Genomic DNA, 20276 nt, shown 5'->3' on the forward strand with positions numbered 1-20276 from the left:
GTTCGTGGTCGGGCGGGCCGCCGTGTCCTGGGGCTCCGCCCCAGACCCCGCGCCTCAAACGCCGGCGGGGCTGGAATTGGCAAGTTCGAGCGCGATGTCGATGAGCTGGTCCTCCTGGCCGCCGACGAGGCGGCGTTCGCCCGCGCGCAGCAGGATCTGCGCGCCGGAGACCCCGTAGCGCTCGGCCTGCCGGTAGGCGTGCTTGAGGAAGCTGGAGTAGACGCCGGCGTGGCCCATGAGCAGGGCCATGCGGTCGAGGGTGCACTCGTCTTCCATGACGGGGCGGACCACGTCCTCGGCCGCGTCGATGATCTTCAGGACGTCGATGCCGGTACGGATGCCCATCTTCCGGCAGACGGCGGCGAAGGCCTCGACGGGCGTGTTCCCGGCGCCCGCGCCGAGGCGCCGGGTGGAACCGTCGATCTGGAGCGCGCCCGCGCGGACGGCGGCGACCGAATTGCCCACGCCCAGGCCGAGGTTCTCGTGCCCGTGGAAACCGACCTGGGCGTCGGGGCCCAGCTCGGCGACTAGCGCGGCGACCCGGTCGGTGACCTCGTCCATGACCATGGCGCCCGCGGAGTCGACCACGTACACGCACTGGCAGCCGGCGTCGGCCATGATCCGGGCCTGGCGGGCCAGGTTCTCGGGGGTGGTGGAGTGGGCCATCATCAGGAAGCCGACGGTTTCCAGGCCCATCTCGCGGGCGAGCCCGAAGTGCTGGACGGAGATGTCCGCCTCGGTGCAGTGGGTGGCGATCCGGCAGATCTGTCCGCCGTTGCCGTGGGCGGCGCGGATGTCGTCCTTCACGCCGAGCCCCGGAAGCATCAGGAAGGCGATCTTCGCGTGGCGCGCCGTATCGGCTGCGATCTTGATGAGTTCCTGCTCGGGGGTCTTCGAGAAGCCGTAGTTGAAGGAGGACCCGCCGAGTCCGTCCCCGTGCGTGACCTCGATGACGGGGACTCCCGCGCCGTCGAGCGCGGAGACGATGGACCGTACGTCCTCACCCGTGAACTGGTGCCGCTTGGCGTGCGAACCGTCGCGCAGGGAGGAGTCGGTGATCCGGATGTCGAGGGTGTCCGAGTAGGTCGAGTAGGTGGTCACTTCTGCAGCCCCTTCGCGAGCTCCTCGCCGACCTTGGTGGCGGCGGCGGTCATGATGTCGAGGTTTCCGGCGTAGGGCGGCAGGTAGTCGCCCGCGCCCTCCACCTCCAGGAAGATCGCGACCCGGGCCATGCCCCCGTTGAGCGGGGAGGGGTCGTCGAACTGCGGCTCGGTGCGCAGCCGGTAGCCGGGTACGTACGAGGCCACGTCCTCGGCGACCTGCTTGACGGAGGCCGCGATGGCCTCGCGGTCCGCGTCGGCCGGGATCGCGCAGAAGACGGTGTCGCGCATGATCACCGGCGGGTCGGCGGGGTTGAGGATGATGATGGCCTTGCCGCGGGCGGCGCCGCCGATCTCCTCGATGCCCCGGGAGGTGGTGCGGGTGAACTCGTCGATGTTGGCGCGGGTGCCGGGGCCGGCCGAGACGGAGGCCACCGAGGCGACGATCTCCGCGTAGGCGACGGGGACCACGCGGGAGACGGCGTACACCATGGGGATGGTGGCCTGGCCGCCGCAGGTGATCATGTTGACGTTGGCACGGTCGAGGTGGGCGGTCAGGTTCGCGGGCGGGACGACGGCGGGGCCGACGGCGGCCGGGGTCAGGTCGACGGCTTTGATGCCGAGTTCGGCGTAGCGCGGGGCGTTGGAGCGGTGCACGTAGGCGGAGGTGGCCTCGAAGACCAGGTCCGGCAGCTCGTCCTGGGCCAGCAGCCAGTCCACGCCCTCGTGGGAGGCGTCGAGTCCGGCGCGGCGGGCGCGGGCCAGGCCCTCGCTGCCGGGGTCCACGCCGATCATCCAGCGGGGTTCGATGTGCGGGGAGCGCAGGAGCTTGTAGAGCAGGTCGGTTCCGATGTTCCCGGAGCCGACGATGGCCGCGGTCGCCTTCGCGGGCCCGTTCGCCTTAGCGGGCCCGTTCGTCTTCGTACTGATCGTGATCACCTCAGGAGAAGGAGAGGGACACCGGGCCGAGCCCGGTGAAGTCGGCGGTGTACGTCCGCCCGGCGGCCACGTCCACGGCGCGGGTGCAGGACCCGGGCAGGATCAGGTGGCCCTTGCGGAGCTGGACCCCGAAGCGGGCGACGGTGCGGGCCAGCCAGGCGACGGAGGCGGCCGGATCGCCGAGCACGGCGTCGCTGCGGCCGCTCGCCAGGGTGTCGGATCCGCTGGTCAGGGTGGCGTCGACGGCCTTCAGGTCCAGCTCGCGGGGGCCCCGGCCCTCGCCGATGACGTATCCGGCGGAGGAGGCGTTGTCGGCGATGGTGTCGGCGATGGCGATCCGCCAGTCGGCGATCCGGCTGTCGATGAGTTCCAGGGCCGGAACGACCCGCTCGGTGGCGGCCAGTACGTCGGCGACGGTGCAGGCCTCGCCGGGGAGGTCGTCGCCGAGCACGAAGCCGATCTCGACCTCGACGCGCGGCGCGCAGTACGCGGCTGCCGGGACCGGGGTGTCCTCGTGCAGCTCCATGGAGTGCAGCAGGTGCCCGTAGTCGGGTTCGTCGACGCCCATCATGGCCTGCATGACGGGGGACGACAGCCCGACCTTGTGCCCGGTGACGCGGTCGCCGGCCGCGAGGCGGTGGCGGATGTTGAGGAGCTGGATCTCGTAGGCGTCCTCGGTGTCGATGCCGGGGAAGCGGGCGCCGAGCGGTGCGACGGGCGTCCGCGCGTGCTCGGCGGATCGCAGCTGCTGCGCGACGTGGAGCCGGTGGCGGTCCGAGAGCATGTGCGGTCCTTGCGTGCGGTGGGGGCGGGTTCGGTGCGGCGAGGCTAGACGGCCCCCGTCCGGCGCCGGGAGGGCGTTTTCCCGGCCACCGGGAAAGGCCGGTCCGGAAAGGAATCCGCACGTTCCGGGCAACCCCGGGAGGCGTTCCGCGGTCTTACGTGCGGCTCGCGCATGCGTCACCGCGCGCGGGCCCCGGGCGGCACACCGCCCGCGGCTTCAACGGAACGACAGCACCAGCCCAGCAGAGAGCTCCATGAACCTTCGCCGCATCCTGGCGACCCTGGCCGCGACCACCGTCGTGGCGCCCGCCGTTCTGATCTCGGCGCCCGCCGCCGTCGCCCTGCCGTCGACGGCAGGAGCCGTGGCGACGGCCGCGGCCACGGCCGCGCCGACGCCGACGCCGACGCCCGTCGCCCCCTTCCCCACCTGCACGACGTGGTCGCAGACCGAGCGGACCCACCACCGAGCTGCTGGGATTCCCAACCCGGCTCGTCGCGGGCACCTGGTCCACCTTCACGTTCCGCACGGTCAACATCTCCGGCGGCACGCTGGCCGCGATCGGCGCGAACGTGGACTCCACCGCGTGGCTGGAGGGGACCAACTCCCCGCGCATCAAGCTCACGACGCAGTGGTACGACAAGGCCGCGAAGAAGTGGCGGCCGATGCCCACGCACCCCGCGGAGTTCGCCACCGTCGCGCGGACCCTGAAGCCCGGGGCCCGCTCCGACGTGAGGATGCGGGTGATGGCCGACCGCCGGTCCAAGGCCGGCGACGGCTTCACCTTCGACTACGGCCGGTTCGCCGGCAAGGACGGGGTCTGCGGGCACGCGGCGACGATCCACGAGTACGTCTTCGTGGTGGTCCCGGCCGCCCCGACCCCCAAGCCCACTCCCGCGCCGACCCCGACCCCGGTCCCCACCCCCGTCCCGGTCCCGACCCTGACCCCGGTCCCCACCCCGACCCCGAAGCCCGCCACCCGCTGAGGCCACGGCCCCGCCCCGCACCGGCCCGCCCCGCAGACGCGGCCGGCGCGGAGTACGGGCCACCCTCCTCGGGCCACCCTCCTCGGGCCGCTCCGCGGAGTACGGGCCATCCCCCTCGGGCCACCCGCCTCGGGCCGCTCCTCCGAGCCGCCCCCTCAGGCGCCCCTCGGGCCGCCCTCCCCGCATCGCCCCCCTCGGGCCGCCCTCCCCCTCGGCCCTCCCCCTCGGCACCCCTCGGCCCGCCCTCCCCGCATCGCCCCCCTCGGGCCGCCCTCCCCCTCGGCCCTCCCCCTCGGCACCCCGCGGCCCGCCCTCCGGCCGCCGCCCTCCCCCGGCCCCCCTCAGCGCGCCCCGTACACCGGCTGCGGCGGCTCCGACTCCGCCAGGAGCTTCGCCGTCTGCGCTCCCGCCTCCGACGGAGTCCACCGCGCTCCGCAGTCGGCCGTGGGGCCGGGCCGCCAGCCCTCCATGACCGTGATGCGGCCGCCCTCCGCCTCGAAGACGCGGCCCGTGACCCCGGCCGAGGCGTCGGAGCCGAGCCACACCACCAGCGGGGAGACGTTCTCCGGGGCCATCGCGTCGAAGGCCCCGGCTTCCGGGGCGGCCATGGTGTCCGCGAAGGTCTGCTCCGTCATCCGGGTGCGCGCCGCGGGGGCGATCGCGTTGACCTGGACTCCGTAGCGGCCCATTTCCGCCGCCGAGACCAGGGTCAGCCCGAGGATTCCGGCCTTGGCCGCGCTGTAGTTGCCCTGGCCCACGGAGCCGAGCAGCCCCGCCCCCGAGGAGGTGTTGACGACCCGGGCGGCGACCTGCCGGCCCTCCTTCGCCTCGGCCCGCCAGTACGCCGCCGCGTGCTTCAGCGGCAGGAAGTGCCCCTTCAGGTGGACCCGCATCACGGCGTCCCAGTCGTCCTCGTCCAGGTTCACGAGCATCCGGTCGCGCAGGAACCCCGCGTTGTTGACGAGGGTGTCCAGCCGCCCGAAGGCCGAGACGGCCGTCTCGATCAGTGACGCCGCGCCTTCGGTCGTCGCGATGTCACCGCCGTGCGCCACCGCCTCCCCGCCCATCGCCTGGATCTCGGCGACGACCTGCGCCGCCGGGCTCTCCGGCCCGGGCAGCCCGTCCAGGCCGACGCCGAGGTCGTTGACCACGACCCGCGCCCCCTCCTCGGCGAAGGCCAGCGCGTGCGCGCGGCCCAGCCCCCGTCCGGCGCCCGTCACGATGACCACACGGCCTTCGGCAAGTCCCATGTCAGCTCTCCTTCTTCGACTCGTTCGGCTCGTTCGAGTTGTTCGGCTCGTTCGACTTGTTCGCGGTTGCCGCATCCAAAAACGCCGGTCGTTCGCCGCCCCCGTGCACGAGCAGGCTCGCCCCGCTCACGTACCCGGCCCGGTCGGAGGCCAGGAAGACGGCGGCCCCGCCCACGTCCGAGGGCTCCGCCAGCCGTCCCAGCGGTACGGTCGCGCCGACCGCCGCGATCCCGCTCTCGTCGCCGTAGTGCAGGTGCGACAGCTCGGTCCGCACCATGCCCAGGACCAGCGAGTTGACCCGTACCTCGGGGGCCCATTCCACGGCCATGGAGCGGGCCAGGTTCTCCAGTCCCGCCTTCGCCGCCCCGTAGGCCGCCGTGCCCGGCGAGGGCCGGGTCCCGCTGACGCTGCCGATCATCACGATCGAGCCCCGGGTCTCCCGGAGCCAGGGGTACGCGGCCACCGAGGCGGTCATCGGGGCGATCAGGTTGAGCTCGACGACCCGCGCGTGGCGCTCGGCCTCGCCCTCCCCCAGCAGCCGGTACGGGGTTCCGCCGGCGTTGTTCACCAGACAGTCGACGCGCCCGTAGCGCGCGGCGACGGCGTCGAAGAAGTCCTGTACGGCGGCGGGATTGCGCAGGTCGACGGCGGTGAACGACGCCGAGCGGCCTTCCACCGCCACCGGTTCCTCCGGTGGCCGCCGCGCGCAGACGACCACTTCGGCCCCCGCCTCGAGGAACGACCGCGCGATCCCGGCGCCGACGCCCCGGGTTCCGCCGGTGACGACGACAACCCTCCCGTTGAGCTCCATCGGCTGCTACCTTCCTCACCTAACAAATGTTTGGTGGAAAGGTAGCTGATCCGCTCATGGGTGTCTCCACCTCAAGCCCCGACAAGGGCATCGCACTCGTCACAGTCGACTACCCGCCGGTCAACGCACTGCCCGTGCAGGGCTGGTACGACCTGGCCGACGCTCTGCGCGCGGCCGGCCGCGACCCGGAGGTCCGGTGCGTGGTCCTGGCCGCCGAGGGCCGCGGCTTCAACGCCGGCGTCGACATCAAGGAGATGCAGCGCGACACCGGCCACGCCTCGCTCATCGGCGCCAACCGGGGCTGCTACGAGGCCTTCGCCGCCGTCTACGAGTGTGAGGTGCCGGTCGTGGCGGCCGTGAACGGCTTCTGCCTCGGCGGCGGGATCGGCCTGGTCGGCAACGCCGACGCCATCGTCGCCTCCGAGGACGCTACCTTCGGACTGCCGGAGCTGGACCGGGGCGCCCTCGGGGCCGCCACCCACCTGGCCCGGCTCGTCCCGCAGCACCTCATGCGGACCCTGTACTACACCTCGCGCACCGCCACCGCCGCCGAACTGCACGCGCACGGCTCGGTGTGGAAGGTGGTCCCCCGCTCCGAACTGCGGGCGGCCGCCCTGGAGCTGGCCGCCGAGATCGCGAAGAAGGACGGCTACCTCATCCGGCTCGCCAAGGCTGCCATCAACGGCATCGACCCCGTGGACGTGCGCCGCAGCTACCGCTTCGAGCAGGGCTTCACCTTCGAGGCCAACCTCAGCGGCGTGGCCGACCGGGTCCGCGACACCTTCGGCAGCAGCGGTCCCTCCGGAAGCACCGAAGCAAAGGCGGAATCGGCATGACCGACAAGAGCATGACCCCCGAAGACGTGGTCGGCCGGCTGCACAGCGGGATGACCATCGGCATCGGCGGCTGGGGTTCGCGGCGCAAGCCCATGGCCCTGGTGCGCGCACTGCTCCGCTCCGAGATCACCGATCTCACCGTGATCTCGTACGGCGGACCCGACGTCGGCCTGCTCGCCGCGGCCGGCCGGATCCGCAAGCTGGTCACCCCCTTCGTCACCCTCGACTCCATCCCGCTGGAGCCGCACTACCGGGCCGCCCGCGAGAGCCGCGCCTTCGCCCTCACCGAGCTCGACGAGGCCATGTTCATGTGGGGCCTGCACGCGGCCGCCAACCGGATGCCCTTCCTCCCCGTCCGCGCCGGCCTCGGCTCCGACGTCATGCGCGTCAACCCCGAGCTGCGCACGGTCACCTCCCCGTACGCCGACGGGGAGGAGTTCGTGGCGGTCCCCGCCCTGCGCATGGACGCCGCGCTGGTCCACCTCAACCGGGCCGACCGGCTCGGCAACGCCCAGTACCTGGGCCCCGACCCGTACTTCGACGACCTCTTCTGCGAGGCCGCCGACGCCGCCTACGTCTCCTGCGAGCAGCTCGTGGAGACCGCCGAGCTCGCCAAGTCCGGGCCCCCGCAGTCCCTCCTGGTCAGCCGGCACTCGGTCAGCGGGGTCGTGGAGACCCCGAACGGCGCGCACTTCACCTCCTGCGCCCCCGACTACGACCGCGACGAGGCCTTCCAGAAGCTGTACGCGACCACCCCCTGGCCCGAGTTCGCCGAGCGCTTCCTCTCCGGTGGCAGCGAGCACGCCTACCAGTCCGCCGTCCAGGCCTGGCACAAGGAGCAGAAGTGAGCACGCCCTCCACGACGAGTACGACCGCGGTGACCCGCGCCGAATACTGCGTGATCGCCTGCGCCGAGGCCTGGCGGGACAACGGCGAGGTGCTGGCCAGCCCGATGGGCCTGGTGCCCTCCTTCGGGGCCCGGCTGGCGAAGCGGACCTTCTCCCCCGACCTGCTGCTGACCGACGGCGAAGCCATGCTGGTCGGGCTCGACGGCTCGGCCGAGGGCTGGCTCCCGTACCGCCGTCACCTGACGATGGTCACCGGCGGCCGCCGGCACGTGATGATGGGCGCCAGCCAGATCGACCGGTTCGGCAACCAGAACATCTCCTGCATCGGGGACTGGGAGCAGCCGGCCCGCCAGCTCCTCGGGGTGCGCGGCGCCCCGGTGAACACCCTGAACAATCCGGTCAGCTACTGGATCCCCAAGCACTCCACCCGGGTGTTCGTCGAGCGCGTCGACATGGTGAGCGGTGTGGGCTACGACCGCGCGGAGGCGGCCGGGGTGACCCGCTTCCACCGGCTCCCCCGCGTGGTCAGCGATCTCGGCGTCTTCGACTTCGGCGGCCCCGGCCACGCCATGCGCCTGGTCTCCCTGCACCCCGGGGTCACGGTGGAGCAGGTCCGGGCGGCGACCGGCTTCGAACTGGACCTCCCCGAGGAGGTCCCGTACACACGGGAGCCGACGCCGGAGGAGCTGCGGCTGATCCGCGAGGTCATCGACCCCAAGGGGCTGCGCGACCGCGAAGTGCGGGTCTGATCCGATGGAGACGGCATTCACCAAGCTGGTCGGGGTCGAGCATCCGATCGTGCAGACGGGCATGGGCTGGGTGGCCGGTCCGCGCCTGGTGTCGGGGGCTGCGGGCGCCGGCGCGCTCGGCATCCTGGCCTCGGCGACGATGACGATGGAGCAGCTGCGGGCGGCGGTCCACGAGGTCAAGTCCCGTACGGACGCCCCGTTCGGGGTCAATCTGCGCGCGGACGCCGGGGACGCGGCCGAGCGGGCGCAGCTGATCATCGACGAGGGCGTCCGGGTGGCCTCCTTCGCGCTGGCCCCGTCCAGGGAGCTGATCGCGCGGCTCAAGGACGCGGGTGTGGTCGTGATCCCCTCGATCGGGGCCCGCCGGCACGCCGAGAAGGTCGCGGCGTGGGGCGCCGACGCGGTGATCGTGCAGGGCGGCGAGGGCGGCGGGCACACCGGTGACGTGGCCACGACCGTGCTGCTTCCGCAGGTGGTCGACGCCGTGGACATCCCGGTGATCGCGGCGGGCGGGTTCAGCGACGGCCGCGGTCTGGTGGCGGCGCTGGCCTACGGGGCCGCGGGCATCGCCATGGGCACCCGGTTCCTGCTGACCTCCGACTCGACGGTCCCCGACGCGGTGAAGGCCGAGTACCTGAAGGCCACGGTGAAGGACGTCACCGTCACCACGGCCGTGGACGGCCTCCCGCACCGGATGCTGCGCAGCGAGCTGGTCGCTTCCCTGGAGCGGTCCGGCCGGGCCAGGGCGCTGGCCAAGGCGGTGCGGCACGCGGCCGGATTCAAGAAGCTTTCGGGCCTGACCTGGGCCGAGATGGTCCGGGACGGCCTCGCGATGAAACACGGCAAGGACCTGTCCTGGAGCCAGGTGCTGCTCGCCGCGAACACCCCCATGCTCCTCAAGGCGTCCATGGTCGAGGGCCGTACGGACCTCGGTGTCATGGCATCGGGCCAGGTCGCGGGCGTGATCGAGGATCTTCCGTCCTGTGCGGAGCTCGTCACCCGCGTCATGGCCGAGGCCCATGCCGTGCTGGACCGGCTACAGGGCCTCACTCCCCCACAGCATCTCCCCCTCCCCCCGCACCCGCTCGGCACCCTGCCACCACCAGGGTGATTCCCCTTCTCCGTTACAGGAGTTGACCCAGATGAGCCGTGCCCGAATCCGCCTGGCGACCGCGGTGCTCGCGTCCGCCCTCGCCATCGGGACCCTGCCCGCCGCCGCGTACGCCGCGCCGGCCGGCAGCACCTCCGTCGCGCGCCACCACTGGCACACGCAGACGACGGAAACGATCCGCCAGATCCCCCTCCAGGGCGCGGTCAACGTCCGCGACCTCGGTGGCTACCGCACCTGGACGGGAGGCCAAGTTCGTCAGGGACTGGTCTACCGCGCCGACGCACTGGGCAAGCTGACCGCCTCGGACATCACCACCGTCGGCGGTCTGGGCCTCACGAAGGTCCTCGATTTCCGCATCCCCATGGAGGTCCAGTACGACGGGGCCGACAAGCTGCCCGCCGGTCTGACCTCCACCGCCCGCCCGGTCAACGACAACGGCCTGTACGGGCTGCTGATGTCCGCGATAGGCAGCGGTGACCCCGTGAAGCAGGAGCAGATGCTCGGCGGCGGCCGCGGCGAGGCGTACATGCGCGACGTCTACCGCGCGTTCGTGACCAACCCCGAGAACCGGGCGCAGTTCGCGACCACCCTCCGCGAGATCGCCGACGGCAACCAGGGCCCGCTGCTGTACCACTGCACCTCGGGCAAGGACCGGACGGGCTGGATGAGCTACATCCTGCTGAACGCCCTGGCCGTCCCCAAGGCCACGGCCGAGCGCGACTACCTCGCCTCGAACACCTTCCGCGCGGCGTACGACGCCCAGGTGCGGGCGGGCATCAAGGCATCCGGCAGGATGCAGAACCCCGATCTGCTGATCCCGCTCCAGGAGGTCCGCCAGGACTACCTGGACGCGGCGACCACGCAGATGGAGGCCGACTACGGCAGCCTCTACGGCTACCTCACCGACGGCCTCGGCCTGGACCTGCGGACCCTGGCGAAGCTCCAGGTGAAGATGGTCCGCTAGGCACCCGCCCGGCCTCCGGGCCGGAAAACACCACTGCGCCGGGCGGCGCATGCCGCCCGGCGCAGTGGTTTCTTACGTGCGGTGGTTTCTTACGTGCGGTGGTTCTTACGTACTTCTCGGATCAGGCGGAGCGGCGACGGCCCTGGCCTGCGCCACCCACCCGGCTGCGGGCCGAAGCCGCGGCCGCACCACCGGAGGGGGCACCGCCGGTACGCCGGCCGCGCTCGCCGGTACCGCCCGTGGAGCCGCCCTGTCCGCCCTGGCCGCGGCGGGCCTGGCCGGAGCCGGAGGCCGGAGCCTGACCGGCGGCGCCGCCACCGGTGCGACGGCCGCGGCCGCCACCGGCAGCCGGAGCCGCACCCGTGCCGGAGCCCGTACGCGGTCCGCCCGAGCGGCGGCGCGCGCCGGAGCCCGAGCCCCCGCCGGCCTGGCCGGCGGAACGCTGACGCGGCGGGGTCGCCTGCGGCACGTCCATGACGACCGGGATGCCCGAGGGCTCCTTGGCACCGGTGATGCGTGCGAGCTCTTCGTCGGAGGACTTGATCTGCGCGGTGTGCGGGGAGATCCCGGCGTCCGACATCAGGCGGGTCATGTCGCGCTTCTGGTCGGGCAGGACCAGGGTGACGACGCTGCCGGACTCGCCGGCGCGGGCGGTACGGCCGCCGCGGTGCAGGTAGTCCTTGTGGTCGGTCGGCGGGTCCACGTTGACGACGAGGTCGAGGTCGTCGATGTGGATGCCGCGCGCGGCCACGTTGGTGGCGACCAGCGCGGTGACCTCGCCCGTCTTGAACCAGTCGAGGGTCCGGTTGCGCTGCGGCTGCGAGCGGCCGCCGTGCAGGCCGGAGGCGCGGACGCCGTCGGCGAGGAGCTTCTTGACCATGCGGTCGACCCCGCGCTTGGTGTCGACGAACATGATCACCCGGCCGTCACGAGCGGCTATGCGCGTGGCCACGGCCTTCTTGTCGGTCTCGTCCATGACGTACAGGACGTGGTGCTCCATCGTGCTGACCGCACCGGCGGACGGGTCGACGGAGAAGGCGACCGGGTCGGTGAGGAACATCTTGACGAGCTTGTCGATGTTCTTGTCGAGGGTCGCCGAGAACAGCATGGTCTGGCCGTCGGGCTGGACCTGCTTGAGCAGGGCGGTGACCTGCGGCATGAAGCCCATGTCGGTCATCTGGTCGGCCTCGTCGAGGACCGTGATGGCGACCTGGGAGAGGTCGGCGTCACCGCGGTCGATGAGGTCCTTCAGGCGGCCGGGGGTGGCGACGAGCACCTCGGCGCCGCGGCGCAGGGCGCCGGACTGCCGGTTGATCGACATGCCGCCGACGACGGTGGTGATCCGCAGGTTGACGGCCGTGGCGTACGGGGACATCGCGTCGGTGACCTGCTGCGCGAGCTCGCGGGTCGGTACGAGGACCAGCGCGAGCGGCTGCTTCGGCTGTGCGCGGCGGCCGGCGGTGCGGGCCAGCAGGGCCAGGCCGAAGGCCAGCGTCTTGCCGGAGCCGGTACGGCCGCGGCCGAGCAGGTCACGGCCGACCAGCGAGTTCGGGATGGTCGCGGCCTGGATCGGGAACGGCTCGGTGACGCCCTGGGCGGCGAGGGTCTTCAGCAGCGCCTCGGGCATGTCCATGTCGCCGAACGCGTCCACCGGCGGCAGGGCCGGGGTCAGCGGTTCGGGCATGGTGAATTCTTGGGGCCTGGCTACGGGGGCGGACTTCTGCCGTCCCGCGCCAGCCTTCGGACGTCCCTGAGCCGCACCTCGACCCCGGGTGGGGCGGCGGCTGGGTCGTGCGGAGCTGGAGCTGGTCATGCGAGAAAGCCCTCCTGAAACCGGCAGGTACTGCACAAAGCACTGCAAACAAATGGTGCGAAACAGCAGACAAGCCGGGGCCCGCACCTACTCGGTGCGGACCCCGGCGTGCTGACTGCCTTAGGCGGGGAGGATGTTCTCCGCCTGGGGGCCCTTCTGGCCCTGGGTGACGTCGAAGGACACGCGCTGGCCCTCGTTGAGCTCACGGAAGCCCTGGGTGGCGATGTTCGAGTAGTGGGCGAAGACGTCCGGGCCGCCACCGTCCTGCTCGATGAAGCCGAAGCCCTTTTCCGAGTTGAACCACTTCACGGTGCCAAGTGCCATTTTTGAATCTCCTGAATAGGCGGCAAAGGGCCCCATCCGGAGATTCCGGCAAAACAATAAAAGCGCCTGTCGGAGCATTCCCGTCAGGCGCACATAAAGTTCATGGGTACCACAACTGCAACGAGCTCTAAGCTAGCACACGTCGGTCGGGGAGTGTCGCCGCGAGCATGTGACCTCCGTCCTGAGTGGATCCGGCGCGCAGCTTCCCGCCCACCTCCGTGAGGGCGCGCCGGAGCCCCGGAATGCCCATCCCGCCGGAGTCCAGGACGATCCGTTCCCCCTCCGGTGCGGTGTTGACCACATCGAGGCGGACCTCCCCGCCATCGGCGGAAAGATTCATCCGAACGGCGGAGCCGGGGGCGTACTTCGCCGCATTGGTGAGCCCCTCGCGGGCGATCCGCAGCAGGAGGCGCCCGTCGGCCGGCGGGAAGGCCCCCAGGCCGGGCTGCGTGTGGTGGGTGATCTCCATGCCGGTGGCCCGCATGTTCCGGGCCAGGGAGCCGAGGAAGCGGCCCACGTCCACGGGCGAGGTGTACGCAACTCTGCCCGCGGGGTCGGTCAGCATGTCCAGCACCTCCCGGACCTCGGCCATCGCGGCCCGCGCCGATTCCTCCACGGCGCCGGCGGCCTCCCGGACCCGGGGATCGGCCTCGGCGTCCAGGCGCAGGGCGGCGGCCTGCATCGTGAGGGCGGTGAGGCGGTGGCCGAGCCCGTCGTGGGTGCGCTGGGCCAAACGGGTGCGTTCCTGGACGACGGCCAGGTCCGCGGCCTGGTCGACGGCGGCGTGGGCCTGGCGGGCCCGCTCGCGCAGCGCGGCCATCACGTGCCGGTTGCGGCGCACGGTCTCCCCGTACAGGGCGGGCACGAGGATGGAGCCGAGGACGAAGGAGGCGGGGTCGCGCCCGGCGTACCCGAGCGGCAGGAGCAGGTCGCGGGTGGCGGCGTAGACGACGGCCATCAGCAGGATCCCGCCCCAGCGGTGGGTGCGGCCGTACGCGGCCAGGGCGTAGGCGGCGAAGACGAGGGGGCCGCGGTCGTCCGATACGACGGTGGCGGCGGTCGCCACCAGGGCCGGGAGCCAGGGGTGGGAGCGGCGCCAGAGCAGGGAGAGCGCCGCGAGCCAGCCGGCGGCCAGGCTCGTGGGGTAGTCGGTGACGAGGCCGAAGCGGTGGACGTCGTGGAGGTTGAGGGTGGTGAGCAGTCCGCAGACGAGGGCGAGCCAGATGTCGGTGCGGCGGGCGCGCACGGGGTCCGGCGCCCCGCTGCTCTCCCCGGTCAGGGTCCGCAGACCCCGTTCCAGCAGCTGTCCGGCGCGACCGGGCACGGCCTGCATGACTCCACCCCCCCATCGGCGCACAGAAGTGCGCAGAACATGCCAAAACGTCCCCCCAGGTTGCCCTTCTTCCGCCGAAGGGGCATCCCGGGGGGACGCGTTTTTGGTGAACCGGCCCGCTGCTTCTCGCTGCCTACAGGGAGACGCCGAGGCCGTTCAGCCAGGTGACCGGATTGACGTCGGCGCCGTAGCTGTTGCTGGAGCGGACCTCGAAGTGGAGGTGCGGGCCGGTGGAGTTGCCGGTGTTGCCGGAGCGGCCGACCTGCTCGCCGGCGGAGACGCGCTCGCCTTCGGAGGCGGTCGCCGAGGAGAGGTGGGCGGACAGGGTGTAGCGGCCGTCGTCGTGCTTGATGACCACGGCGTTGCCGTACGCGCCCTGCCAGCCGGAGGAGACGACAGTGCCCGCGGCCGCGGCCCGGACCGGGGTGCCGGTGGACACCGCGAAGTCGATGCCGGTGTGGTAGCCGGCGGCCCAGCCGCCCGCCTGGTGGTAGCGCGCGGAGATGCTGCCGCCCGAGACGGGCAGGACGCCCTCGGCGCCGCTGCTGCTCTCCGAGGAGTCCGAAGAGTCGGCGGACTCCGAGGAGCTGGACGAGCTCGACGAGCTGGAGGACTTCGGCGCGGCCGGGGTGCTGCTGCCGGAGTCGGAGGAGCCGCCGGAGTCGGAGCCGTACGCGAGGCGCTGGCCCGGGAAGATCATGTCGGGGTCGGACCCGATCACCGAGCGGTTCTCGGAGTAGAGGGTCTGCCAGCTGACGCCGAGTTCGGAACCGATGGTGCCGAGGGTGTCGCCGCTGGCGACGGTGTAGGTGTCGGCGCCCTGGGCCTTCGGGGCGGCCGGGGCCTCGGCGTTCTTGTTCGCGGTCGAGGTGCCGGTGCCCTTGGCGGGGGCCTCCGGGGCCTCGGGGGCCGGTCCGCCGCGCTGCAGGCCGGCGAGCTTGCCGCAGGAGGGCCAGGCGCCGGGGCCCTGGACGGCCAGGACCTTCTCGGCGACGGCTATCTGCTGCGCCTTGGTGGCCTGGTCGGCCTGGGGGGCGTACTGCCGGCCGCCGAACTCCGCCCACGTGCTGGAGGAGAACTGCAGGCCGCCGTAGTAGCCGTTGCCGGTGTCGATGCTCCAGCCGTTGGTCGACTCACACTGGGCGACCTTGTCCCACGTGCCGACCGACGCGGCGGACGCGGGCTGAGCCACGAGACCCACGGCGGCGGGTGCGGCGATACCGGCGACAACGAGACCGGCGAGGGTACGAGCAGACGGGAAAGACATGCGGAGTTCCTGACTTCGGGGACATTGCGGAGGCCGGTGCACCGGGTGAAGCGGTGGTGCGTTCTGCCTCGGTAACCACCGTCCGGGAGGACGGGGGGTCCCCGAAGTCCCCGAAAGAGGACAAGCGGGACAGCAAAAGGGGACTGGGGAGGGAGGGTTGGGGGGCCCTAAGTCCCGATATGGCGGTAATGTCCGCAATGAGACGGGGATTCAGGGGAGGTGGGTCACATGACGATCCGCGTGATGGTGGTCGACGACCAGAGCCTCATACGGTCGGGCCTGGTGACCCTGCTCGCGAGCGCGCCCGACATCGAGGTGGTCGCGGAAGCCGCCGACGGGGCCGAGGCGGTGCCGCTGGCGCGCACGTACCGGCCGGACGTGGTGCTGATGGACCTGGTCATGCCGAAGGTCGACGGCCTGGAGGCGACCTTGCAGCTGCTGCGGCTGCCGGATCCGCCGCGCGTGCTCGTCCTCACCGGCTACACGGCGGACGACCTGGTCCTGGACGCGCTGCGGGCCGGAGCGGCCGGATTCCTGCTGAAGGACCTGCGCCCCGAGGAGCTCTTCGCCGGCATCCGCACGGTCGCGGCGGGCGGCAGCGCGCTGGCTCCCGGGGTGATGCGGGTGCTGCTGGAACGGGCGGACACCCGCACCGAGGCGCCCGACCACGCGGAGCAGCTCTCCACCCTGTCCCCCGGCGAGCGGGACGTCCTCGCGCTGGTCGGCGAGGGCCGGACGAACCTGCAGATAGCGGAGGCGCTGCACCTGTCCCCTGCGAGCGTGAAGACGTACGTCTCGCGGATCCTGACGCAGCTCGACCTCTCGAACCGGACCCAGGCCGCGATCCTCGCCTACGAGGCGGGGCTGGTCCGCGCCGCGTGAGCACGGTCCCGGAGGGTCTGGCGGGGAGGGTCTGGCCGGGACGGGCGTGATCGAAAACAATGGCGCCATGACGACGACTCCCCGCTCCCGGGCCCGGTCCTTCGACAGCGCCGCCGCTCTCTACGGGCAGCACCGGCCCGGCTATCCCGAGGCGCTGTACGACGCCGTCGAGGAGCTGGCCGGGCGCCGGTTCGCCGGGGCCCGGGTCGCCGACGTGGGCGCGGGGACGGGCATCGGGACGGCGCCGATGCGCGCCCGGGGAGCCGAGGTGGTGGCGGTGGAGCCCGGGGACGGGATGGCGGAGGAGTTCCGGCGCACCCGGCCGGGTATCCCGATCGTGCGCGGGGACGGGGACCGGCTGCCGCTGGCCGGGGCCTCCTTCGACTTCCTGACCTACGCCCAGGCCTGGCACTGGACGGATCCGGCGCGGTCCGTGCCCGAGGCCCGCCGGGTGCTGAAGCCCGGCGGGGCGCTGGCGATCTGGTGGAACGACCTGGACGAGTCGGCCGGCTGGGTCGCGGGGCAGGGCGAGCGGATCCGCGCCTTCTTCGGGGCCGACGGCCCGGGCGGCGCGGTCACGGGCGGGGCCGGCGCGGTCGGCGGGACCGCCCAGACGCTGGGCTACCGCACGCTCCCGCGCGGCCTCGACTCCGGTTTCGCCACGCGGAGCGTCCCGTGGTCCCGGCGGATCCCGCTGGAGGCGCACCTGGCGAACCTGGCCAGCCACTCCGCGTTCCTGCTGCTGGGCGAGGCGGGCACACGGGAGTTCCTGGACGCCGAGCGGGAGCGGCTGAACCCGCTCTTTCCGGACGGGACGGTGGAAGAGCCCTACGTGGTGAGCGTCAGCGTGGCCGTCATCTGAGACGGCCCGGTGTGGACCGACGCCTTCCGCCCCGGCCGCACGAGGCTGGCCGGCATGTCCTCCTCTTCTTCGCTGCCCCCTGCCGTCAAGGTGTTCTTCCTCGCCAACGAGGGCCTCGCCTTCCTGCTGGAGCTGCTGGCCCTGGGCCTGCTCGCCTGGTGGGGTTTCACGCGGGACATCGGGCGGGTGGGGTCGATCGCCCTCGCGGTGGCCGCGCCGCTCGCCGCCGCCGTGCTCTGGGGGATGTTCGCCGCGCCGAAGGCCCGGTTCGCCGTGCCGCTCGCGGCGCAGCTCGGGGTGAAGGCGGTGGTGTTCGGCGCCGCCACCCTGGCGCTGCTCGCGCTCGGGCAGCGGCTGCCGTCCCTCTGGTTCGCGGTGATCGTCGTGGCGAACACCGCGCTGGCGACCTTCTACCGCAGCCGCTCCTGAAGCACCGCCGCCCGGCACTGCGAGGGGCTCCCCCAGGCGTCGCGCAGCGGGCGGGCCTTGCGCAGCCAGAGGGAGAGGTCGAGCTCCTCGGTGTAGCCGACGGCCCCGTGGAGCTGGAGGGCGGTCATGGCGGCCGCGTACGCCGCCTCGCCCGCGGTCAGCTTCGCCGCGGCGACCTCCCCGGGGGCCAGGGAGAGCGCGGCCGCCCAGAGCAGCGGCCGGGCGAACTCCAGGCCGAGCAGGGTGTCGGCCAGCCGGTGCTTCACCGCCTGGAAGCCGCCGATCGCCGTGCCGAACTGGGTGCGCTGCTTCGCGTACTCCACCGTGCGCGCGAGGAGGGCCTCGCCGGTGCCGAGGCACTGGGCGGCGGTGAGCAGCCGGGCCCAGTGCGCGGCGTCCCGGGCCGCCGCGGTGACCGCCGGGCCGGTGGCGAGGAGTTCGCCGCCGCCGTCCGGGAGGGCCAGGCGGCGGGCGGGGTCGACGGAGGTGCGCAGCGGACCGGCGCCGGGGGCCAGGCGGAGCTCCCCGGCCGGGGACACCGTGAAGAGGTGGGTGGCCGCGTCGGTGTCCAGGGCGTACGGGCCGGCGCCGGGCAGGGTGAGGGTGGCCGAGGTCTCCCCCGCCACCAGCCTGGGGAGGAACCGCTTGGCCAGTGCTTCGTCGCCGAGCCGGGTCAGGAGTACGGCGGCGGCGGCCGTCTCCACCACCGGGCCCGGGACCCCGGCGCGGCCCAGTTCCACGAAGCCGCCCGCCATCTCCAGCGGCATCAGGCCCATGCCCTCGTGGGCCTCGTCGGCCGCGAGGGCGAACAGTCCGGTGGCGGCGAGCCGCGCCCACAGGGCCCTGCCCGGGGTGTGGTCGCCCGCGCCCCAGGCCCGTACCGCCGCCGGGACGTCCGAGGCGGCGAGCAGTCCGTGCAGGGTGCGGGCGAAGTCCGACTGTTCCTCGGTCGGCAGGAAGCGCATCAGCGGCGGCCCTTCGGGAGGCCGAGCAGCCGCTCGGCGATGATGTCGCGCTGGATCTCGTTGGTCCCCGCGTAGATGGGTCCGGCGAGGGAGAAGATCCACGGCTCGGCCCACGGCCCGTCGGCGAGTTCCGCGTCGGGGCCCAGCAGGTCGAGGGCGCTCTCGTGCAGGGCGATGTCGTACTGGGACCAGAACACCTTGTTGAGGCTGGACTCGGCGCCGATCGTCTCGCCGGCGGCGAAGCGGGAGGCGTTGGCCCAGGTGAACAGCTGGTAGGCGCGGGCTCCGACGACCGCGTCGGCGACCCGGTCGCCCAGGGCGGTGTCGGCCGGGTCCCCGTGGCTCTGCCACAGCTCCACGAGGCGGTCGGCGGCGGCGAGGAAGCGGCCGGGGGCGCGCAGGGTGAGCCCGCGTTCGTTGCCGGTGGTGGACATGGCGATGCGCCAGCCCTGTCCGGGCTCCCCGATGACGTCCGCGTCGGGGACGAAGACCTCGTCGAGGAAGAGTTCCGCGAAGGCGGGCTTGCCGTCGAGGCGGCCGATGGGCCGCACGGTGACCTCGCGGGCGTGCAGGTCGAACATCAGGTAGGTGAGCCCCTGGTGGGGTTTGGGGGCTTCGGGGTCGGTGCGGAAGATCCCGAAGGCGCGGTCGGCGAAGGCGGCCCGCGAGGACCAGGTCTTCTGCCCGGACAGCAGCCAGCCGCCTTCGGTGCGCACGGCGCGGGACTTCAGGGAGGCGAGGTCGGAGCCGGATTCGGGCTCCGACCAGGCCTGGGCCCAGATCGTCCCGCCGCTCGCCATGGAGGGCAGGACGCGGGCGCGCTGCTCGTCGGTGGCGTGGTCGAAGAGGGTGGGGGCGAGCAGGTTGATGCCGTTCTGGGAGACCCGGCCGGGCGCGCCGGCGGCCCAGTACTCCTCCTCGAAGACCAGCCAGTGCTCGATGTCCACGCCGCGACCGCCGTACTCCTCGGGCCAGGACACCACCGCCCAGCGGGCGGAGTGCAGGAGCGCCTCCCACTCGCGGTGGGCGGCGAAGCCCTCGCGGGTCTCCAGGGAGGGCAGGGGGGTGGCGGGCACGTGGGCGGCCAGCCAGTCGCGCGCCTCGGCCCGGAAGGCCTCCACGTCCGCCGCATGGTTCAGGTCCATCAGCTGTTCGCCTCCTTCATCGCCGTGATGTTCATGCCGCCGAGCGAGTCCGACGCCGTCTCGGCGTTGTGGGCGTGCGCGAGGTGGTGCAGGCCGAAGACGGAGTCCATGCCGGTGTGCAGGCCCTGGAGGTCCTCGGCCTGGTTGACGGCCCGTTTGGTGAGGGCGAGGCCGAAGGAGGGCATCTCGGCGATCCGCAGGGCGAGCCGGTCGGTGGCCTCGGCCAGTTCGGCCCGCTCGACGACGCGGTTGACCATGCCGATCTCGTAGGCGCGGCGGGCGGGCATCCGGTCGCCGGTGTAGAGGAACTCCTTGGCGATGCGCGGGGGCATGGCCCACGGGTGGGCGAAGTACTCGACGCCCGGGATGCCCATGCGGACGACGGGGTCGGCGAAGAAGGCGTCCTCGCCGGCCACGATCAGGTCGCAGACCCAGGCGAGCATCAGCCCGCCGGCCACGCACGCGCCGTGGACGGAGGCGATGACGGGCTTGGGCAGTTCGCGCCAGCGCCGGCACATGCCGAGGTAGACCTCGGATTCGCGGGCGAAGCGGGATTCGGCGCCGGATCGCTGGGAGTGGTCCCACCACAGGCCGGCCCGGCGTTCGAAGGGCAGGTGCGCGTCGCGTTCCGGGGTGCCGATGTCGTGGCCCGCCGAGAAGTGCTCGCCGGCCCCGGCCAGGACCACGACCTTGACCGCGGGATCGTCGGCGGCGCGGTAGAAGGCGTCGTCGAGGGCGTAGGTCATCGCGCTGTTCTGGGCGTTGCGGTATCGGGGGCGGTTCATGGTCACGTACGCGACCGGGCCGCGGCGCTCGTAGAGCACGGGGGGTTCGTCGGGCACGGGGGTTTCGTCGGGCATCCCTGGGATCCTTCCCTAACA

The 20276-nt window shown here is 72.7% G+C and carries 22 protein-coding genes; 9 read left to right on the forward strand and 13 right to left on the reverse strand.

Annotated elements, in window-relative coordinates; genetic code table 11:
* Nucleotides 1-54 precede the first annotated feature (54 nt).
* From dmpG to ACODT5_RS27330, 4 genes are all read right to left on the reverse strand, one after another.
* Nucleotides 55-1101 (reverse strand): 4-hydroxy-2-oxovalerate aldolase, encoded by a 1047-nt coding sequence (gene dmpG, locus ACODT5_RS27315; RefSeq protein WP_422521856.1) that lies wholly within the window; start codon nt 1099-1101, stop codon nt 55-57.
* Nucleotides 1098-2039 carry an acetaldehyde dehydrogenase (acetylating) gene (locus ACODT5_RS27320; protein ID WP_422521857.1) on the reverse strand — a complete coding sequence of 314 codons (942 nt, stop codon included), beginning with the start codon at nt 2037-2039 and terminating at the stop codon, nt 1098-1100. Before ACODT5_RS27320 ends, dmpG begins: the two co-directional genes overlap by 4 nt.
* Before the next feature lies 1 nt (nt 2040).
* Nucleotides 2041-2823: a 2-keto-4-pentenoate hydratase gene (locus ACODT5_RS27325; RefSeq protein ID WP_422521858.1), complete on the reverse strand. Its 783-nt coding sequence runs from the start codon at nt 2821-2823 to the stop codon at nt 2041-2043.
* Nucleotides 2824-3039: 216 nt separating this feature from the next.
* Nucleotides 3040-3255, reverse strand: a complete 216-nt coding sequence (locus ACODT5_RS27330) for a hypothetical protein (protein WP_422521859.1) — start codon at nt 3253-3255, stop codon at nt 3040-3042.
* Nucleotides 3256-3392: 137 nt separating this feature from the next.
* Between ACODT5_RS27330 and ACODT5_RS27335 the strand changes: the two genes are divergently transcribed.
* Nucleotides 3393-3806, forward strand: coding sequence for a BAR domain-containing protein (locus ACODT5_RS27335; RefSeq protein ID WP_422521860.1), 414 nt, complete (start codon nt 3393-3395; stop codon nt 3804-3806).
* 341 nt (nt 3807-4147) lie between these two features.
* On the opposite strand, the gene ACODT5_RS27340 is transcribed toward ACODT5_RS27335, so the two are convergent.
* Together ACODT5_RS27340 and ACODT5_RS27345 are read right to left on the reverse strand one after the other, a co-directional pair.
* Nucleotides 4148-5056, reverse strand: coding sequence for an SDR family oxidoreductase (locus tag ACODT5_RS27340; protein ID WP_422521861.1), 909 nt, complete (start codon nt 5054-5056; stop codon nt 4148-4150).
* Between the two features lies 1 nt (nt 5057).
* A complete protein-coding gene (locus ACODT5_RS27345) occupies nt 5058-5867 on the reverse strand; it encodes an SDR family oxidoreductase (protein WP_422521862.1) in 810 nt (269 codons plus the stop codon).
* A 56-nt stretch (nt 5868-5923) separates the two neighbouring features.
* On the opposite strand from ACODT5_RS27345, the gene ACODT5_RS27350 reads away from it, so the two are divergent.
* Genes ACODT5_RS27350 through ACODT5_RS27370 form a run of 5 tightly spaced genes read left to right on the forward strand, consistent with a single transcriptional unit; the run spans nt 5924 to nt 10375 of the window.
* A complete protein-coding gene (locus ACODT5_RS27350) occupies nt 5924-6703 on the forward strand; it encodes an enoyl-CoA hydratase family protein (RefSeq protein WP_422521863.1) in 780 nt (259 codons plus the stop codon).
* Nucleotides 6700-7551 carry a CoA transferase subunit A gene (locus ACODT5_RS27355; RefSeq protein WP_422521864.1) on the forward strand — a complete coding sequence of 284 codons (852 nt, stop codon included), beginning with the start codon at nt 6700-6702 and terminating at the stop codon, nt 7549-7551. Before ACODT5_RS27350 ends, ACODT5_RS27355 begins: the two co-directional genes overlap by 4 nt.
* Complete coding sequence (locus ACODT5_RS27360; RefSeq protein WP_422521865.1) at nt 7548-8300, forward strand: CoA-transferase subunit beta; 753 nt, start codon at nt 7548-7550, stop codon at nt 8298-8300. The genes ACODT5_RS27355 and ACODT5_RS27360 overlap by 4 nt, the downstream gene beginning before the upstream one ends.
* 4 nt (nt 8301-8304) lie before the next feature.
* Nucleotides 8305-9411 carry an NAD(P)H-dependent flavin oxidoreductase gene (locus tag ACODT5_RS27365; protein WP_422521866.1) on the forward strand — a complete coding sequence of 369 codons (1107 nt, stop codon included), beginning with the start codon at nt 8305-8307 and terminating at the stop codon, nt 9409-9411.
* 31 nt (nt 9412-9442) lie between these two features.
* A complete protein-coding gene (locus tag ACODT5_RS27370) occupies nt 9443-10375 on the forward strand; it encodes a tyrosine-protein phosphatase (protein WP_422521867.1) in 933 nt (310 codons plus the stop codon).
* 121 nt (nt 10376-10496) lie between these two features.
* Here the strand turns inward: ACODT5_RS27370 and ACODT5_RS27375 are convergent, their stop codons facing one another.
* The 4 genes from ACODT5_RS27375 to ACODT5_RS27390 all read right to left on the reverse strand — a co-directional run bounded on the left by ACODT5_RS27375 (nt 10497) and on the right by ACODT5_RS27390 (nt 15112).
* Nucleotides 10497-12188, reverse strand: a complete 1692-nt coding sequence (locus tag ACODT5_RS27375; RefSeq protein WP_422521868.1) for a DEAD/DEAH box helicase — start codon at nt 12186-12188, stop codon at nt 10497-10499.
* 120 nt (nt 12189-12308) lie between these two features.
* Entirely contained in the window at nt 12309-12512 is a 204-nt protein-coding gene (locus ACODT5_RS27380) for a cold-shock protein (protein ID WP_112447913.1), read from the reverse strand.
* Nucleotides 12513-12639: 127 nt separating this feature from the next.
* Nucleotides 12640-13845 carry a sensor histidine kinase gene (locus ACODT5_RS27385; RefSeq protein WP_422521869.1) on the reverse strand — a complete coding sequence of 402 codons (1206 nt, stop codon included), beginning with the start codon at nt 13843-13845 and terminating at the stop codon, nt 12640-12642.
* Nucleotides 13846-13978: 133 nt separating this feature from the next.
* On the reverse strand, nt 13979-15112 hold the full coding sequence (locus ACODT5_RS27390; protein WP_422521870.1) for a peptidoglycan DD-metalloendopeptidase family protein: 1134 nt from the start codon (nt 15110-15112) through the stop codon (nt 13979-13981).
* A gap of 228 nt (nt 15113-15340) precedes the next feature.
* Here ACODT5_RS27390 and ACODT5_RS27395 point away from each other — a divergent pair, with 228 nt between their 5' ends.
* The 3 genes from ACODT5_RS27395 (at nt 15341) to ACODT5_RS27405 (ending at nt 17285) form a co-directional block, all read left to right on the forward strand.
* On the forward strand, nt 15341-15994 hold the full coding sequence (locus tag ACODT5_RS27395) for a response regulator transcription factor (RefSeq protein ID WP_422521871.1): 654 nt from the start codon (nt 15341-15343) through the stop codon (nt 15992-15994).
* Nucleotides 15995-16061: 67 nt separating this feature from the next.
* Complete coding sequence (locus ACODT5_RS27400) at nt 16062-16856, forward strand: class I SAM-dependent methyltransferase (protein WP_422521872.1); 795 nt, start codon at nt 16062-16064, stop codon at nt 16854-16856.
* A gap of 54 nt (nt 16857-16910) precedes the next feature.
* On the forward strand, nt 16911-17285 hold the full coding sequence (locus ACODT5_RS27405; RefSeq protein ID WP_422521873.1) for a YrdB family protein: 375 nt from the start codon (nt 16911-16913) through the stop codon (nt 17283-17285).
* On the opposite strand, the gene ACODT5_RS27410 is transcribed toward ACODT5_RS27405, so the two are convergent.
* Genes ACODT5_RS27410 through ACODT5_RS27420 form a run of 3 tightly spaced genes read right to left on the reverse strand, consistent with a single transcriptional unit; the run spans nt 17267 to nt 20255 of the window.
* A complete protein-coding gene (locus ACODT5_RS27410; protein WP_422521874.1) occupies nt 17267-18250 on the reverse strand; it encodes an acyl-CoA dehydrogenase family protein in 984 nt (327 codons plus the stop codon). The two genes, ACODT5_RS27405 and ACODT5_RS27410, sit on opposite strands and share 19 nt — an antisense overlap.
* Nucleotides 18250-19395 carry an acyl-CoA dehydrogenase family protein gene (locus ACODT5_RS27415; protein WP_422521875.1) on the reverse strand — a complete coding sequence of 382 codons (1146 nt, stop codon included), beginning with the start codon at nt 19393-19395 and terminating at the stop codon, nt 18250-18252. The genes ACODT5_RS27410 and ACODT5_RS27415 overlap by 1 nt, the downstream gene beginning before the upstream one ends.
* The gene (locus tag ACODT5_RS27420) at nt 19395-20255 is read right to left on the reverse strand and encodes an enoyl-CoA hydratase (protein ID WP_422521876.1); all 861 of its coding nucleotides are present in this window, start codon (nt 20253-20255) and stop codon (nt 19395-19397) included. The genes ACODT5_RS27415 and ACODT5_RS27420 overlap by 1 nt, the downstream gene beginning before the upstream one ends.
* Nucleotides 20256-20276: the final 21 nt, after the last annotated feature.

This window comes from Streptomyces tatrensis (assembly GCF_049310065.1).
In the GTDB taxonomy this organism is placed as follows: domain Bacteria; phylum Actinomycetota; class Actinomycetes; order Streptomycetales; family Streptomycetaceae; genus Streptomyces.